General features: G+C 63.9%; 18 protein-coding genes. 11 read left to right on the top strand and 7 right to left on the bottom strand.

The window, feature by feature from the left end:
* Positions 1-8: 8 nt before the first annotated feature.
* Positions 9-191 (bottom strand): DUF3008 family protein, encoded by a 183-nt coding sequence (locus tag AC1RRJ_RS03095; RefSeq protein ID WP_493120247.1) that lies wholly within the window; start codon positions 189-191, stop codon positions 9-11.
* 63 nt (positions 192-254) lie between these two features.
* Positions 255-1,097, bottom strand: a complete 843-nt coding sequence (locus tag AC1RRJ_RS03090; RefSeq protein ID WP_493120246.1) for a DUF4163 domain-containing protein — start codon at positions 1,095-1,097, stop codon at positions 255-257.
* A gap of 54 nt (positions 1,098-1,151) precedes the next feature.
* Between AC1RRJ_RS03090 and AC1RRJ_RS03085 the strand changes: the two genes are divergently transcribed.
* The 3 genes from AC1RRJ_RS03085 (at position 1,152) to argC (ending at position 4,514) form a co-directional block, all read left to right on the top strand.
* Positions 1,152-2,564, top strand: a complete 1,413-nt coding sequence (locus AC1RRJ_RS03085; protein WP_493120245.1) for a leucyl aminopeptidase family protein — start codon at positions 1,152-1,154, stop codon at positions 2,562-2,564.
* Between the two features lie 75 nt (positions 2,565-2,639).
* A complete protein-coding gene (locus tag AC1RRJ_RS03080) occupies positions 2,640-3,584 on the top strand; it encodes a C40 family peptidase (protein ID WP_493120244.1) in 945 nt (314 codons plus the stop codon).
* A 3-nt stretch (positions 3,585-3,587) separates the two neighbouring features.
* Positions 3,588-4,514, top strand: a complete 927-nt coding sequence (argC, locus tag AC1RRJ_RS03075) for an N-acetyl-gamma-glutamyl-phosphate reductase (RefSeq protein WP_493120243.1) — start codon at positions 3,588-3,590, stop codon at positions 4,512-4,514.
* 1 nt (position 4,515) lies between these two features.
* Here argC and AC1RRJ_RS03070 read toward each other — a convergent pair whose 3' ends face one another.
* Positions 4,516-4,731, bottom strand: a complete 216-nt coding sequence (locus tag AC1RRJ_RS03070) for a hypothetical protein (RefSeq protein ID WP_493120242.1) — start codon at positions 4,729-4,731, stop codon at positions 4,516-4,518.
* 182 nt (positions 4,732-4,913) lie between these two features.
* On the opposite strand from AC1RRJ_RS03070, the gene AC1RRJ_RS03065 reads away from it, so the two are divergent.
* Positions 4,914-6,257: a PQQ-dependent sugar dehydrogenase gene (locus tag AC1RRJ_RS03065; RefSeq protein ID WP_493120241.1), complete on the top strand. Its 1,344-nt coding sequence runs from the start codon at positions 4,914-4,916 to the stop codon at positions 6,255-6,257.
* Between the two features lie 52 nt (positions 6,258-6,309).
* On the opposite strand, the gene dnaN is transcribed toward AC1RRJ_RS03065, so the two are convergent.
* Complete coding sequence (gene dnaN / locus AC1RRJ_RS03060; RefSeq protein WP_493120240.1) at positions 6,310-7,425, bottom strand: DNA polymerase III subunit beta; 1,116 nt, start codon at positions 7,423-7,425, stop codon at positions 6,310-6,312.
* A 172-nt stretch (positions 7,426-7,597) separates the two neighbouring features.
* On the opposite strand from dnaN, the gene AC1RRJ_RS03055 reads away from it, so the two are divergent.
* Positions 7,598-8,095, top strand: a complete 498-nt coding sequence (locus AC1RRJ_RS03055; RefSeq protein WP_493120239.1) for a hypothetical protein — start codon at positions 7,598-7,600, stop codon at positions 8,093-8,095.
* A gap of 287 nt (positions 8,096-8,382) precedes the next feature.
* On the opposite strand, the gene AC1RRJ_RS03050 is transcribed toward AC1RRJ_RS03055, so the two are convergent.
* A complete protein-coding gene (locus AC1RRJ_RS03050) occupies positions 8,383-9,267 on the bottom strand; it encodes a LysR family transcriptional regulator (protein ID WP_493120238.1) in 885 nt (294 codons plus the stop codon).
* Between the two features lie 152 nt (positions 9,268-9,419).
* Here AC1RRJ_RS03050 and AC1RRJ_RS03045 point away from each other — a divergent pair, with 152 nt between their 5' ends.
* A complete protein-coding gene (locus AC1RRJ_RS03045; protein ID WP_493120237.1) occupies positions 9,420-9,749 on the top strand; it encodes a UrcA family protein in 330 nt (109 codons plus the stop codon).
* Between the two features lie 55 nt (positions 9,750-9,804).
* On the opposite strand, the gene AC1RRJ_RS03040 is transcribed toward AC1RRJ_RS03045, so the two are convergent.
* Positions 9,805-10,194 (bottom strand): winged helix-turn-helix transcriptional regulator, encoded by a 390-nt coding sequence (locus AC1RRJ_RS03040; RefSeq protein ID WP_493120236.1) that lies wholly within the window; start codon positions 10,192-10,194, stop codon positions 9,805-9,807.
* A gap of 115 nt (positions 10,195-10,309) precedes the next feature.
* On the opposite strand from AC1RRJ_RS03040, the gene AC1RRJ_RS03035 reads away from it, so the two are divergent.
* The 5 genes from AC1RRJ_RS03035 (at position 10,310) to AC1RRJ_RS03015 (ending at position 14,012) form a co-directional block, all read left to right on the top strand.
* The gene (locus AC1RRJ_RS03035; protein ID WP_493120235.1) at positions 10,310-11,053 is read left to right on the top strand and encodes an SDR family oxidoreductase; all 744 of its coding nucleotides are present in this window, start codon (positions 10,310-10,312) and stop codon (positions 11,051-11,053) included.
* Positions 11,054-11,198: 145 nt separating this feature from the next.
* Complete coding sequence (locus AC1RRJ_RS03030) at positions 11,199-11,540, top strand: hypothetical protein (protein ID WP_438323773.1); 342 nt, start codon at positions 11,199-11,201, stop codon at positions 11,538-11,540.
* 77 nt (positions 11,541-11,617) lie between these two features.
* A complete protein-coding gene (gene rlmN / locus AC1RRJ_RS03025; RefSeq protein WP_493120693.1) occupies positions 11,618-12,865 on the top strand; it encodes a 23S rRNA (adenine(2503)-C(2))-methyltransferase RlmN in 1,248 nt (415 codons plus the stop codon).
* 272 nt (positions 12,866-13,137) lie between these two features.
* Entirely contained in the window at positions 13,138-13,596 is a 459-nt protein-coding gene (locus AC1RRJ_RS03020; RefSeq protein ID WP_493120234.1) for an outer membrane protein, read from the top strand.
* A gap of 92 nt (positions 13,597-13,688) precedes the next feature.
* Positions 13,689-14,012: a YnfA family protein gene (locus tag AC1RRJ_RS03015; protein ID WP_493120233.1), complete on the top strand. Its 324-nt coding sequence runs from the start codon at positions 13,689-13,691 to the stop codon at positions 14,010-14,012.
* Here the strand turns inward: AC1RRJ_RS03015 and AC1RRJ_RS03010 are convergent.
* Positions 14,009-14,722 (bottom strand): arylesterase, encoded by a 714-nt coding sequence (locus AC1RRJ_RS03010; protein ID WP_493120232.1) that lies wholly within the window; start codon positions 14,720-14,722, stop codon positions 14,009-14,011. The two genes, AC1RRJ_RS03015 and AC1RRJ_RS03010, sit on opposite strands and share 4 nt — an antisense overlap.
* Positions 14,723-14,730: the final 8 nt, after the last annotated feature.

The following is a 14,730-nucleotide window of genomic DNA, read 5'->3' as shown; positions in this document are numbered from 1 at the left end:
GAATCCGATCAATCGACGTGTTCGGGCTTGCCCTTGGTCGATCCGCTCGCGAAATCCTCGAGCTGCTTTTCGCTCATGCTTTCGAGCATTTCTTTAGAAGCGGCCCTGAGCTTCGACCTGGGCGTGTCGCCGCGACTGGCGCTCAATGCAGCACCGGCGGCTTTCTGCTGTGCCTTCGATTTGGCTGGCATGACAATTCTCCTGCCTGCCCCCGCAATCCACGAACAACATAGCTGCCGCCGGCCCGCTCCCGGTCATTTGCCGGGAAGAAAGTCGCGCGCGAACTCCTTCTTCACCACATCGACGACCGCGCGGTTCATCGGCACGTTGATCTTGTAGCTGCCCTCGGCATAGGGGCCGATCTCATAGGGTGCGATCGCGATCGTCAGCCGATCGAGATAGCGCCCGTCCGACGAACCGAGCCAGACCGTCTGCGCCGATGCCGGTGGGCATTTGGCGAACGGGCTGTCGGGTTCCTCCGGAAGTTCTATCCCCCTCGCCGCCTTCTCGCGCGCAATCGCGGCACAGAAGTCGTCGCGGATAGCGGCATCGAACGCGGCGCTGCTGGCAAAAAGGTCGAGCGGCTTGAGTTGGATGCCGCGGTTGCGGTCCCAGATCAAGCTATCAAAGCCGGTCATCCCGTGCGCGCCGCCGGTATAGGTCTGGATCTCGCTCGACAGGCTGAGGAAGCGCGGCGTCTCGGTGATTTTTTCCCATTTCTCCAAATGGACATGGGCGCGATAGGGGAAGCCTTCCTTCTTGGCCCCCGCCTGGTCACTCTCGGCGGCGGCGGCGAGCGCCGCGCGTTTCGTCGCGCGATCATTGTCGAGCCACGCCGCCAGTTTTGCGATCTGCGCCGCCTCGGCCGGATAGCCATAGGCGAACTCCAGAAGGTCGCTGTTTTCTTTCACGTCCGATGCGGGCGCATTTTTCGCCGCGACGTCGGCGGCTCCGCCGGGGGAAGCCCCGGGAACCGCTGCCGCAGCGACCTTGTCGGCCTTGCTGGCTGGCGCGTCGCTTTCGCCCGAGCAGGCGGCGAGAAGGAGGATGCCCGGCAGGATCAGGGCGCGGCAGAGGGGGGATGTTGCAACTGTCATGCTGGCATAACTCCGGGAATCGACAAAGTTTCCCGGCAGGCCTAGCAGAAAATCATGATCGACTATTCCGACATGATTCAGCCCGACAAGGGGCAAGACGCGCACACCATCCATCTCGTCGACAAACAATGCTACGATGACTGGCTGAAGGGTCGCAACGCCCGCGAGCGCGCCCACCTCGCCGCAGTCGGTTTCAGGCCCGATGCGTTCGTCCACGCGATCTTGCCGGGCGACGACCCCGAAAAATGGACGGTCGTCACTACGGTCGCCAAGGTCGATGAACTGTCGGCCTGGTGCCTCGCCAAGCTGGGCCAAATTCTTCCCGAGGGCCGCTATCGCCTTGAAGATCGTCAGCCGGGCAAAGCCTTGTTCGGATGGATGAGCGCGCAATATCGTTTCGACGCCTATCGAACGAAGACCGCCATCAAGGGGCCGCGCGTCCTGCTGACCAGCGACGTCGGCGCGATCGCGCCCACGGTGGCGGAGATGCGCGCGGTTGCGCTCGTCCGCGATCTCGTCAACACACCCGCCGCCGACATGGGACCGGCGGCGATCGAGAAAGAAGCCGAACGCATCGCCAAGGCGCATGGCGGGAAGCTGAGCGTCACGAAGGGCGAGGCGCTTGAACAAGGCTATCCGATGATCCACGCGGTCGGACGCGCCGCATCGAAGCATCATGCACCGCGCCTAATCGAGATCGTCTGGGGCAAGGACAATCATCCGCGCGTCGCGCTGGTCGGCAAGGGGATCAGCTTCGACAGCGGCGGGCTCGACATCAAACCGGCATCGGGCATGCGGCTGATGAAAAAGGATATGGGCGGCGCCGCACACGCCCTCGCGCTCGCCGAACTGGTGATGGCGTCGGGGCTCCCGATCCGCCTCCACTGCCTGATCGCGGCAGCCGAAAATGCCATTTCAGCGGACGCATTTCGCCCTGGCGATGTCCTCAAAAGCCGGCTGGGACTGACGGTCGAGATTGGCAACACCGACGCCGAGGGCCGGCTGGTGCTGGGCGATGCGCTGGCGAAGGCAGGTGAGGACAAGCCCGAACTGATCGTCGATTTCGCGACGCTGACCGGCGCCGCGCGCACCGCGCTCGGCCCCGACCTGCCCGCGCTGTTTTCCAATGACGATATGCTCGCGGCCGATATGCTGGCGGCCGGAATCGACCGCGACGATACGTTGTGGCGGATGCCGCTCTGGGATGGCTATGCCGACCTGCTCGAAACGGACATCGCCGACCTCGGCAATGCCGGAAGTTCGCCCTTTGCCGGGTCGATCACCGCGGCCTTGTTCCTCAAGCGCTTCATTCCAGAGAGTACGCCTTGGGCGCATTTCGACACTTTCGCCTGGCGCCCATCGGCGAAACCGGGGCGACCGAAGGGTGGCGCAGCGCTGGGACTGCGCGCGGCCTGGGCGATGTTGCAGGCACGCTATGGCCGCCGCAGCAAGAGTGAAGCGTCTTGATAAAGCGCCGCCTGCTGGTCTAATGGCGCGCGATTATCCGTCAGCGGCGGACCACCGGCATATACAGGACGGCAAGTGACAGCGGAGACAGGCGAACATTCAGCGGCAAACCGCGTGCGTATGGGGCGCCCCGGTGCGGCGGGCGCTGGCCGCGGCCGCTTTGGCCTGACCGGCACGTCGCAGGCTTATGATCCGCGCATCGTCGCCATCCGCCCCGATCTTGCCGATATTGCCGTCGCTGGCCAGCATTTCGCGCCGCACTATGCCGCGCCGATGATGCGCAGCGGCGTCCTGCCTGCCGTATCCTTGCGCGCCTTACCCTCCCTCGAAGCCGAACAGACGAGCCAGTTGTTGTTCGGCGAAGGCTTCGCCCTGCTCGACCTGACGGGCGGCTGGGCGTGGGGCTATTGCCTCGCCGACCACTATGTCGGCTATCTCGCTGCCGAAGCGCTGGGAACGCCGATCGCGCCGACCCACCGCGTCGGAATGAGCGAAGCGATGCTGCACAGTGCCCCCGACACCGCCAGCGCCGGTCCCGGCATGCTGCCGCGCGGCGCGCTGGTGATGGGCGAGGAGCAAGGCGAATGGCTCGCGACCGCGCACGGGTTTCTCCCGCTCGCCGTGATGGTCGAGGTTGGGGCGCAGCACGGCGATCCCGCCGCGATCGCCGAAGAGATGATCGGCACGCCTTATGCGTGGGGCGGCCGCACCGCAAAGGGCGTCGATTGTTCGGGGCTCGTCCAGCTGGCGTGGGGCGCCGCGGGCGTCCAGTTGCCGCGCGACAGTGATTTGCAACTCGCCTCGCTCGGTGCCGACAAGGATGTCGCGCCGGCCGACCTCGCGCGCGGCGATCTGGTTTTCTTTCCCGGCCACGTCGGCATCATGGCCGACGACCGGCATATCATTCATGCAAGCCGACGATGGATGGCGGTCAAAAGCGAACCGCTGGCCGACGTGATCGCACGATCGGCGGCCAAGGACCATGATCCGCCGGTTTCCGGCTATAAACGACTGAAATAATCCATGACTTATAATGTGTTCATCGATGGTGCCGCGGGAACGACGGGCCTCGAAATCGCCGAACGCCTGTCCGGCCGGAGCGAATTTGCGCTGATCACCCTCGACGAAGCGAGGCGCAAGGATTCCGCCGCGCGGCGCAAGGCACTCAATGACGCCGACTTTGTCATCCTCTGCCTGCCCGACGATGCCGCGCGCGAAGCGGTGGCCATGATCGACAATGAACACACGCGCGTGATCGACGCCTCGACCGCCCATCGCGTCGCGCCGGGCTGGATCTATGGCTTTCCCGAAGTTAGCGGGCATGATGCGGTCGCAGAAGCGATGCGCGTTTCCAACCCGGGCTGTTATTCGACCGGTTTCATCGCTTTGGTCGCGCCGCTCGTTCGCGCTGGCCTGCTCCCCGCCGACTGGCCCTATATCTGCCACGCGGTCAGCGGCTATTCGGGCGGTGGCAAAGCGCTGATCGAACGCTTCGAAAGTGACCGCGACATCGCGTGGCGCGGCTATGCTCTGCAGCTTGGTCACAAGCATGTGCCCGAGATGCAGGCACGCTGCGGCCTGGCGATCGCGCCACTTTTCTCGCCCGCCGTCGTTGCCGCACATCGCGGGATGGTGGTCGAAATTCCGCTGCACCTGGGCGCGATGCCGGGTGCTGGATCGCCGGACGCACTGCGCGACGCGCTTGCCAAATTCTACGCTGGCAGCCGGGTAGTGGTCATGGGCGAACCGCCCGCCGATGGCGAAATGCTGCTGCGCGCCTCCAGCGCTGGAAGCGACTTGCTGGAGTTGTTCGTATTCGGTGACGCTAGCGGCAGCCAGGCACGCCTCGTCGCGCGGCTCGACAATCTGGGCAAAGGCGCGAGCGGCGCCTGCGTCCAGAATCTCAACATCATGGCGGGATTGCCCGAAACGGCGGGCCTGCAGCTCTGATTCAGTGCACCGTATCGAGCGCGGTATCGATCGCCAAATAGGTAATCAGCCGCTCGATCTGACGCCAGCGCGCGAAATGCACATGGTTGCCGAGCACGCGATATTGCTCTGCGCGGGCGGCAGCGGCGAAGCCGGCTTCCTCACCATGCTGGGCAATCAGCATATGGGCGTCGTCGACCGCCGCGCGGTCGGCAAGAAAGGGTGCTGACAGTTGCATGAATTCCCGGTCCGTTGCTTCGAACCCCAACCCTAACCCCCGGCCCTCACCGTGCCGTTCCCAACCGTAATGAACAACCAGGTAAGGTTAATCGGTACAAGGCGTGCATTAACCACCCTCCGATAGCTTCCGGGCATGTTTCGCCCCTTTGCCGCCGCGCCATCGACGTGTAGACAGGGATCATGCGCAAGATCCTGAAATATACCGCCCTCGCCCTGGTGCCGATCGCAATTGCGGGAGGCGTCACGCTCTACGTCATGTCGCGGCCCGACGTCGCGCGCTTCTCGACCGCCGAACTCAGCGGCCGCGTGCCGGTGATGGCGTCGCAGCGTACCGAGACATTCCCGACGATCAACGTGCCCGAGGCGACAAGCTGGCCCGCGGGACAGGCACCGCGCGCCGCCGAAGGTCTGGCGGTCGCACGCTTTGCCGAAGGGCTCGACCATCCGCGCAACATGCTCGTCCTGCCCAATGGCGACGTGCTGGTCGCCGAAGCACAGAGCCCTCCGCGCGACAGCTCGGGTATCGAGGGCAAGATCATGGGCAATCTGATGAGCAAGGGCGGCACCGGCCGCCGCCCGTCGGCAAACCGTATCACCCTGCTCCGCGATGCCGATGGCGATGGCAAGGCAGAGGTCAAGACCGCCTATATCACCGGCCTCAACTCGCCCTATGGCATGGCGCTGGTCGGCAGCACGCTTTACGTCGCCAACACCGACGCCCTGCTCGCCTTTCCCTATGTCGCGGGCGAAACGCAGATGAGCGGCAAGCCGGCGAAGATCGTCGACCTGCCTGCAAAGGGCACCAACCGCCACTGGACCAAAAGCCTCGCCGCCGCGCCCAATGGCTGGCTTTACATCGGGGTCGGCGCCGATTCGAACATCGGCGAAAAAGGCATGGGCAACGAGGTTCGCCGCGCCAGCATCCTCGAAGTGCGGCCCGAACAAAAATATGTGCGCACCTTCGCCGCGGGCATCCGCAACCCCGTCGGTCTGGGCTTCTACCCGGACGGCGGCCGGCTGTGGACCGTCGTCAACGAGCGCGACATGCTGGGCAGCGACCTGGTTCCCGACTATCTGACCGACGTTACCGAAGGCGATTTCTATGGCTGGCCCTGGTATTATTGGGGCGGCGTGATCGACCCGCGGGTCGAGCCCGAGGCGGAGGACCGCCGCCAATATGTCAAGCGCCCCAAATATGCACTCGGCGCCCATACCGCCCCGCTGGGGATGAGCTTTACGCAGGGTCTCAACCTTGGCGACCGCTGGGCGAATGGCGCGCTGGTCGCGCTGCACGGGTCGTGGAACCGCGAACCCGTCGCGGGTTACAGCGTCGTGTTCGTCAAGTTCGGCGCGAACGGCAGGCCGGTCGATGCGCTGCCGGTCACGCTGCTCGACCAGTTCCTGTCCAAGGATGGCAAGACCACCCGCGGCCGGCCGGCCGATGTCGAGGTCGCGAAGGATGGCAGCGCGCTGGTCGCCGATGATACCGGCGGCGTGATCTGGCGGGTTACGAAAGCCGGATAAGAAAAGGCCCCGCAACTGCGGGGCCTTTTTCGTTTCGGCTTGTATCGGGTTTCTAGACCCGCATCGGCATCAACACATAGAGCGCCGGGCTCTTTTCGCTTTCGCGGATCAGGGTCGGAGCATTGGCATCGGCGAGGTGCAGTTCGACCGTGTCGCCATCGACTTGCCCCAGAATGTCGGACAGATAACGCGCGTTGAAACCGATCTCCATCGCTTCGCTGTCATAGACCGCCGCAACCTCTTCGGCTGCGGTGCCGTTTTCAGGGCTGGTCACCGACAAGGTGATGCGATCCTTGTCGAGACCGACCTTGACCGCGCGGGTCTTTTCGCTGGCGATCGTCGAGACGCGATCGACGCCCTGAAACAGGCTCTTCGGATCGACCTTGAGCAATTTGTCGTTCGCGGTCGGAATGACCCGGCTGTAATCGGGGAAGGTGCCATCGATCAGCTTCGAAGTCAGGATCGCATGGCCGAGCTGGAAACGGATCTTGGTCGCCGACAGGCTGATTTCGACATTGCCTTCGGCTTCATCGAGCAGCTTGCGGATTTCGGCAACGCATTTGCGCGGCACGATAACGTCGGGCATCGCCGACGCGCCTTCGGGGCGGGTAACGGTATAGCGCGCGAGGCGGTGGCCGTCGGTCGCCGCGGCCTTCAAAACCGGACCCGATGCGTCCTCGGCGACGTGCAGGAAGATGCCGTTGAGATAGTAACGCGTTTCTTCGGTCGAGATGGCGAAGCGCGTCTTGTCGATGATCTGGATCAGTTCGGCGACCGGCAGTTCGAAATTGGTCGGAAGGTCGCCTTCGGCGATCACCGGGAAATCATCGCGCGGCAGCGTCGGCAGGTTGAAGTTCGAACGGCCGGCCTTGACCTGCATCTTGCCCTCGGCGGCGGCAAGGCTGACCTCGGCGCCCTCGGGCAATTTGCGGGCGATTTCGAACAAGGTGTGCGCCGACACGGTGGTGGTGCCAGGTGTTTCGACCTTGGCCGCGATGGTTTCGACAACCTGAAGGTCGAGGTCGGTCGCCATCAATTTGAGCTGGCCCGACGCGTCGGCTTCAATGAGGACGTTCGATAGGATGGGAATGGTATTGCGCCGTTCGACCACCGACTGGACGTGGCCGAGGCTCTTCAACAACACTGCGCGTTCGATCGTCGCTTTCATTCTAGTCCGCCATCCTGTGTTTCGTGCGGGAGAAGTCCCTGAAAGGGCCGATACCGCGAGCGATTCGGCGCCCCGATTCCCTGCCCCTTAAAATGTCCACCTTCCTTAACGTACGCGTCGCGGCGTGCAAGCCATGCTTGCAAAGCATCCCCATTCGCGCGAACGAGGCGCGATGCGGCGCGCCCTGCCCTTTTTCGCCCTTTTGGCAGCGGTTCCCGCCGCAGCGCTCGCCGCGCCGCCGACCGCGCTCGGCATTTTCGGCGACTGGGGCGCGTTTCGCGATCCGGGGACCCCGCGCTGCTATGCGATCGCCTCGCCATCCGCGACGATCGGGACGCCGCAGATCAAGGCCTATGCCAGCGTCGGTACCTGGCCGAAAGCGCGCATCCGCGGCCAATTTTATATCCGCCTCTCGAAGGCACGCGCACCGAATCGCGAACTGCGCCTGACGATCGGCGGTCGCCGCTTCATTCTGACCGGCAATGGCGCGCACGGCTGGGCGAGCGATGCGCGGATGGACGCCGCGATCGTCGCCGCGATGCGATCGGCCCCGAGCATGAGCGTCACGAGCGGCACCCCAACCGGCGGAGCAATCACCGACAGCTATCGCCTGCGCGGCGCCGCGACGGCGATCGACGCGGCGGCATTGGGGTGCGCCTCGATCCGCTGAGGCACTTTCGAAAAGCGGCGGAATTCGGCGTAACTTCATTCGCGATTCGGCTTTTCCATCTCCCTTCGTCATCCCGGACCTGATCCGGGGTCCATTTGGCTGCGCTGGAAGAGGAGGCCCCCGGATCAAGTCCGGGGTGACGAAAAGGGGAAGCAGGCCTCGTCGTCGAAGCGACGGAAAACTGAACAACTTCACTCTGGAATCACATATTCCGCCCGCGCCGACGCCCGCCCTGCCCGCCGCGAGGGAGAATGGGAAAGGGGCGTCGTGTTTCATCGCCACCCTTGTTACTTGTCCCGCGCGAGCTTCGTCAGTTCGGCCGCGAGGAAGTCGAGGACGAGGCGGACGCGGGGCACATGGCGCAGCCGTTCGTGGGTGAGCAGCCACAGGCCCGTGGTATCTTCGCTCCTGGGCGGAATGCAGCGGATGAGATCGGGCTCACGGTCGGCGATGAAGGCGGGCAAGATGGTGAGGCCCATGCCCGAGCGGACACCCGCGAGCAGGCCGGTTCCGCTGTCATATTGCATCACCACCGAATCCTCGAGCCCATATTGCCGCAGCCAGGCCTGGTACGGCTCCCAGACTCCGCCGCCGCCGCCGATAAAGGGGTGGGTGGCGAGTTCGGCGCGGCTGTGCGGGATGCCGTGACGGTCGGCATAATCGCGGCTGCAATAGAGGGTCCACGGATTGTCGGCGATCCGCCGCCCGACGAGGCCCGCGCCCGACGGCTGTTTACTGCTGCGGATCGCAATGTCCGCCGCACCAGCGGCCAGATCACGCGGCTCGTCCGCGGTATCGAGGTGGATATGAATCCCCGGATGCACGGTGCGAAGATCGCGCAAGATCGGCGGCAGGATGGTCACCGCGAAAATTTCCATCGTCGTCAGGCTGACCGTGCCGCCCGCATCGCGCGACCGCGCACCCGCCGCCTCGCCAAATCGGTCCGCGGCGTCGCGAACGGCGACCGCACTCGCCATCATCGCCTCGCCCACCGGGGTCAGCGCATAGCCCGCCTGTCGCCGCTCGAAGAGATTGAGGCCGGTGGACTGCTCCAGCGCGGCAACGCGGCGGGCAACGGTCGTCTGGCTGACGCGCAGGGTCTGCGCCGCCGACAGCGTGCTGCCCGTCTCCGCGACCGCGAGAAAGGCTTTGAGGTCGTTCCAGTCGTACATGGCGTCTTGTGCGTCATAATCGCCTTTGGCTCATTCTGCAATTTTGCAGAATGGTCGCGCAACATCGTTGCTCCTATCGCTTCGGGCGATCGCTTATCTGTCGCTTCACCGGCTTCCTCCCCTCCTGTTTAGCCGGCCGATGGAGACACAAGATGAAAAAGCTTTTGATCCTCGCCGCCCTGACTACCGCGTCATTCGGTCAGCCAGTCCTTGCCCAGACGGCGCCCGCGAACCCGAGCGTGATCGTGCAGCACAAAGACCTCGACCTGCGAACCGAAGCCGGTGCCCGAACGCTCGACCGCCGGATATGGCGCGCCGCCGTCGCGGTGTGCGGAACGCCATCCGATTTCGATCTCGAAGGCAAGAATGACGTCCGGCATTGCCGCAACGAAACCCGGCTCCTCGCCTCGGCGCAGGCCGAACTGGTGATTGCCAGCGCATCGCGCGATCAGCCGATCCGCGTCAGCTCAATCCAGAAATGACCAGCCGGAATAGCCGAAGGGCGACACGGGCCGCGACCCCGCCCGGGATCGCGGCCTAGCGTCCGTCGAAGGCTGTCCGCGCCGCTTCCACCTGCTCCAGATTCGCCTCGGCCCATATCCATACACCGCAGAACGCCTCGCCAAGCCCCTGCCCCAGTCCGGTCAGCCGATATTCGACCTTCGGCGGAATGACCGGATGGACGGTGCGGTGGACAAGGCCGTCGCGCTCCATCGCCCGCAACGTCTGCGTCAGCATCTTCTGGCTGATACCGGGAACAAGCTGCGCGAGGCGGGTGAAGCGGCATTCGCCATGATCCTCCAACACTTCCAGAAGAAGCATCGTCCATTTGTCGGCGACTCGGCCGATCAGCGCGTTGACCAACGCCTCGACGCGCGGATCGAGTGGTTCATCGGGATGGCGTGCATCTTTTTCAGCGGTCGGCATGGCGGAAAATCCATTACTCTCTTTATGGTAACTACAGTACTTTCAGGTGCCTTCTTTCATTTGGAGAGTATCGGGATATTTTGGCCTTGTCATTACCCCTTCAAGGAAGAAGATCATGAAGACGACAGGCAACACCATTCTCATCAGCGGCGGCGGATCGGGCATCGGGCTCGCACTCGCGCAGCGCTGGCACGACGCGGGCAACACGGTGGTCATCACCGGGCGCAACACCGCGAAGCTGGAGGCGGCGATCGCCGGGCGCGCGAATATGTACGCCATGACGCTCGATATCACCGATGTGGCAGCCATCGCTGCTTTCGCGGCCACGGTCGTCGCGAAGCATCCCGACCTGAATATACTGGTCAACAATGCCGGCATCATGAGCAATGAGGATGCGAGCGCCAGACGCGACCTCGGCGATGCCGAAGCGACCGTCATCACGAATATATTGGGCCCGATCCGGTTGACCGACGCTCTCGTGGACCATCTGGCGGCGCAGGCGGACAGCGCGATCGTCAATGTGACGTCGGGGCTGGCGTTCGTGCCCTTCCCCAAGGCGCCCACCTATTCGGCGTCCAAGGCGGCGATGCACAGCTATACCGTCGCGTTGCGCGTCCAGCTGGAAGGCAAGATCGAAGTGATCGAACTTGCGCCGCCCGCGGTGCGCACCGAACTGACCCCCGGCCAGTCGACACGCGACGGCTATATGCCGCTGGGTGATTTCGCCGACGAGGTGATGGCGCTGTTCGCTGTCCAGCCGACGCCCGGGGAAATCCTGGTGCAGAACGTCCTGCCGCTGCGCCACGCCGAAGCGAACGGCAATGTCCCGGTGGTGCTGGAGATGCTGGCGTCGCTTTGACAACTAAATTGACGGAACAGGCATCTCAGCACTTGCCGACGTGCCGCATATAGGCTCATGATCCACGGCAAGCCGATGTGGCGGACGACAGACCCGAAACGGGCGCGTCACTTCGGCCGGTACGGATGGAGAGGAAGCCTGTCAGATGAATATTGTAAGCCAGAATGAACTATGCCCGCGGGAGAAGCACCGGACGCTGGAGTTCATCGGCCTGCGATCGCACGCAACGACCGTGGGGTTGATCCAGTTGTGCGAAGAATTGCTGAATGCCGGGATATTGGACGGCGCGGCGCTGCAGCGGATCAAGGATGCGATCCGCATGGAGTTGACCGTCGGCAATGCACGGATTTCGAATCAGCCGACCTTCGACGCGACGCTGCGACGCCGGCTCGATGCGATTTTCCCGCATGTTGCCGATGAAGACCGCACACAGGTCGGAACGGTCGAGGAACTGGAAGACGCGCTAGAGACCTATCACGGCGCCTGAGAGGCGCCGCAGGCCAGATCAGCAGAACGCAGCGCGCAATTGCGCTGACGCCGCTTCGCGACTATATGGCCGGCATCATGCAGATCCCCGGCCATATCGACCCCGTCACGACGGGCACCGTTCCCCTGCGCGGGGGCAACCGCATCGACCTTGTCGGACTGACCCGCGACGCCATCGGCGGCGTGCTGGTCGAAGCCGGGCTTGACGCCAAGGCGGCGAAGCTGCGCGCCAAGCAAATCTGGCACTGGATGTACCATCGCGGGGTCACCGATTTCGAGGCGATGACCGACATCGCCAAGACGATGCGTCCGTGGTTGACCGACCGTTTCATCATCGGCCGCCCGACGGTGCGCGAGGCACAGGTGTCGAACGACGGCACGCGCAAATGGCTGCTCGCCGCCGCCGACGGCCAGGAATATGAAATGGTCTTCATCCCCGACGCCGACCGGGGAACGCTCTGCGTGTCGAGCCAGGTCGGCTGCACGCTCAATTGCCGTTTCTGCCACACCGGAACGATGCGCCTCGTCCGCAACCTCGCCGCGGGCGAGATCGTCGGACAGGTAATGCTGGCGCGCGATGAACTGGGCGAATGGCCCAAGGGGACGATGGCGGGCTTTGGACCCGATCCCGAAGAAGACGACGGCGACGAAGAAGGCGGCCATTACACCGCCGACGGCCGCATCCTGACCAACATCGTGATGATGGGCATGGGCGAACCGCTGTATAATTTCGAAGAGGTCAAGGGCGCCCTGAAGATCGTCATGGACGGCGACGGCCTCGCGCTGTCGCGGCGCCGGATCACCCTTTCGACCAGCGGCGTGGTGCCGATGATGGCGCGCGCGGGCGAAGAGATCGGCGTCAACCTCGCGGTCTCGCTCCATGCGGTGTCGAAGGAAATCCGCGACGAGATCGTGCCGCTGAACCGCAAATATGGCATCGACGAGCTTCTGAAGGCATGTGCCGACTATCCGGGTGCCGGCAATTCGCGGCGCATCACCTTCGAATATGTCATGCTGAAGGACAAGAATGACAGTGACGACGACGCGCGCGAGCTTGTCCGGCTGATCAAGCAATATGGCCTGCACGCGAAGGTCAATCTGATCCCCTTCAACCCCTGGCCCGGTGCAATGTATGAATGTTCGACCCCCGAGCGGGTGCGCGCGTTCAGCAACCTGATTTTCAAGGCCGGGATTTCGGCGCCGGTGCGCACCCCGCGCGGGCGCGACATCATGGCCGCGTGCGGCCAGTTGAAGAGCGCGGCGACCAAGCCGACCCGCGCCGAACTCGACCGTATCGCCGAGGAAAAACAGGCGGCGCTCGGCTAGGCCTTCGAGTCGCCATCCCGGCGAATACCGGGGCCCCATCACCGCATGACGATGCACCGGCGAGCGCGCTGCTTCGCCGGAAGCGCGGACGTACGCGCCTGTTCTTCGGCAATTGCGGCAGCGCATACCTATGCTGTGTTGTAAAATTAACACAGGTAAGAAAATTGTCACAATCTGAACGATCCATTCATTGAAGCGACAGCCGCGAACGCCATTTAGGGGCCGGACCGCGACCCAAAGGGCGTGGCCAAGTCAGAGTGAAGGAATAAAAAATGAAAAAATTCGCAGTTGCAGCCGCTCTCCTGTCGGCCATTGTTGCAACCCCGGCCCTGGCTGCTGATGGCGGCGAAGCTCGCGTCGAAGTGCGCGGCGGCTACATCACCGGCGGCGGCCTTGACGATGCCACGGCTGGCGTCGCAGCAGGCTATGATTTCGACCTCGGCTCGGCCGCATTCGCGGGCGCCGAAATCGCTGGCGACAAGGTCCTGGCTGACGGTTACAAGGTTCAGTTCTCGGCCGGTGGCCGCGCTGGTGCCAAGGTTGGCGCCAACGGCAAGGCCTATGTCAACGCCGGTTACACCTTCGGCCAGATCGACGATCCCTATGTCGGTGCAGGCTACCAGCACAAGCTGGGCCAGAACCTGTACGGCAAGGTTGAATATCGCCACCAGTTCATCGAAAACTTCAGCGACTTCGACACCTTCGCTGTCGGCCTCGGCATGGCTTTCTGATCTTTCGATCAGAAACTGAAACAGGAAGGGGCGGTCCATCGGGCCGCCCCTTTTTGTTTGCGCTCAGCGCACCCCCACGCCAACACGAACGCATGACAGCATTTGCCTATATCGGCGCCGCGCTCGCCGAAATCGCCGGTTGCTTCGCCTTTTGGGCGTGGTTGCGGCTCGACAAGCCGATGTGGTGGATTGCCCCCGGAATGGCGTCGCTGGCGCTGTTCGCCTGGCTGCTCACCCTCGTCGACGCCGAACATGCCGGACGCACCTACGCCGCCTATGGCGGGGTTTATATCGTATCGGCGCTGATCTGGCTGTGGGCGGTCGAGGGCGCCAGGCCCGATCGCTGGGATGTGATCGGCGCCGCTGCCTGTCTGGGCGGCGCGGCGATCATCCTGTTCGGACCGCGCGGGGGCTAGCCGGCGTTCGGCAGCGCCTGTTCGACCAGCGGCGCCAACCCCTCGACCACCACCGCCACCCCTTTGGCATTGGGATGCATATTGTCGCCAAGCATCAGCTTTTTATCGGTGATCACATTGTCGAGGATGAAGGGATAGAAGCTGACGCCATATTTGGCGGCCAGATCAGGATAGATCGCGTTGAACGCCTTGGCATAGTCGCTGCCGAGGTTCGGCGCCGCGACCATGCCGGTCAGCAGAACCGGAATCTCGCGCTTCTTGAGTTCGGCGAGCATCGCGTCGAGATTGGCGCGGGTCTGGTCGGCGTCGATGCCGCGCAGCATGTCGTTACCGCCGAGGCCGAGCACGACGAGCGCGGGCTTCGTCTTTGCATTGTCGAGCACATAAGTAAGGCGCTGGCGCCCGGCGGCGGTCGTGTCGCCCGACACACCGGCATTCCGGACCCGCGCGACGACGCCATCCTGGGTCAGCGCCGCCTGCAATTGCGGGGCAAGGCCTTCCTTGGGGCCAAGCTGATAGCCGGCATAGAGACTGTCGCCAAAGGCAATGACGAGCGGAGCGTCGGCGGGAATGGCGTGCGCGGCCTTCGCCGGGCCCTGGTCATTGGTCGAAGCCGATGGCGTCTCCGCCGATCCGCACGCCGCGAGCGGTTGGCAAAGCGCGATGGCGCAACCATATAAAGCGTAAGAGCGCCATCCGGCCGTTCTCATTTCCAAAG

This window comes from Sphingopyxis sp. GW821-FHT12C06 (assembly GCF_058807415.1).
The sequence above is the reverse complement of the archived record's forward strand: the minus strand, read 5'-3'. Positions and strand labels throughout refer to the sequence as shown.

Bases quoted from the DNA above. Each gene is read 5' to 3' on its own strand.
- AC1RRJ_RS03095 (WP_493120247.1), bottom strand. From the start codon at position 191: ATGCCAGCCAAATCGAAGGCACAGCAGAAAGCCGCCGGTGCTGCATTG.
- AC1RRJ_RS03090 (WP_493120246.1), bottom strand. From the start codon at position 1,097: ATGACAGTTGCAACATCCCCCCTCTGCCGCGCCCTGATCCTGCCGGGC.
- AC1RRJ_RS03085 (WP_493120245.1), top strand. From the start codon at position 1,152: ATGATCGACTATTCCGACATGATTCAGCCCGACAAGGGGCAAGACGCG.
- argC (WP_493120243.1), top strand. From the start codon at position 3,588: ATGACTTATAATGTGTTCATCGATGGTGCCGCGGGAACGACGGGCCTC.
- AC1RRJ_RS03070 (WP_493120242.1), bottom strand. From the start codon at position 4,731: ATGCAACTGTCAGCACCCTTTCTTGCCGACCGCGCGGCGGTCGACGAC.
- AC1RRJ_RS03065 (WP_493120241.1), top strand. From the start codon at position 4,914: ATGCGCAAGATCCTGAAATATACCGCCCTCGCCCTGGTGCCGATCGCA.
- dnaN (WP_493120240.1), bottom strand. From the start codon at position 7,425: ATGAAAGCGACGATCGAACGCGCAGTGTTGTTGAAGAGCCTCGGCCAC.
- AC1RRJ_RS03055 (WP_493120239.1), top strand. From the start codon at position 7,598: ATGCGGCGCGCCCTGCCCTTTTTCGCCCTTTTGGCAGCGGTTCCCGCC.
- AC1RRJ_RS03050 (WP_493120238.1), bottom strand. From the start codon at position 9,267: ATGTACGACTGGAACGACCTCAAAGCCTTTCTCGCGGTCGCGGAGACG.
- AC1RRJ_RS03045 (WP_493120237.1), top strand. From the start codon at position 9,420: ATGAAAAAGCTTTTGATCCTCGCCGCCCTGACTACCGCGTCATTCGGT.
- AC1RRJ_RS03040 (WP_493120236.1), bottom strand. From the start codon at position 10,194: ATGCCGACCGCTGAAAAAGATGCACGCCATCCCGATGAACCACTCGAT.
- AC1RRJ_RS03035 (WP_493120235.1), top strand. From the start codon at position 10,310: ATGAAGACGACAGGCAACACCATTCTCATCAGCGGCGGCGGATCGGGC.
- AC1RRJ_RS03030 (WP_438323773.1), top strand. From the start codon at position 11,199: ATGAATATTGTAAGCCAGAATGAACTATGCCCGCGGGAGAAGCACCGG.
- rlmN (WP_493120693.1), top strand. From the start codon at position 11,618: ATGCAGATCCCCGGCCATATCGACCCCGTCACGACGGGCACCGTTCCC.
- AC1RRJ_RS03020 (WP_493120234.1), top strand. From the start codon at position 13,138: ATGAAAAAATTCGCAGTTGCAGCCGCTCTCCTGTCGGCCATTGTTGCA.
- AC1RRJ_RS03015 (WP_493120233.1), top strand. From the start codon at position 13,689: ATGACAGCATTTGCCTATATCGGCGCCGCGCTCGCCGAAATCGCCGGT.
- AC1RRJ_RS03010 (WP_493120232.1), bottom strand. From the start codon at position 14,722: ATGAGAACGGCCGGATGGCGCTCTTACGCTTTATATGGTTGCGCCATC.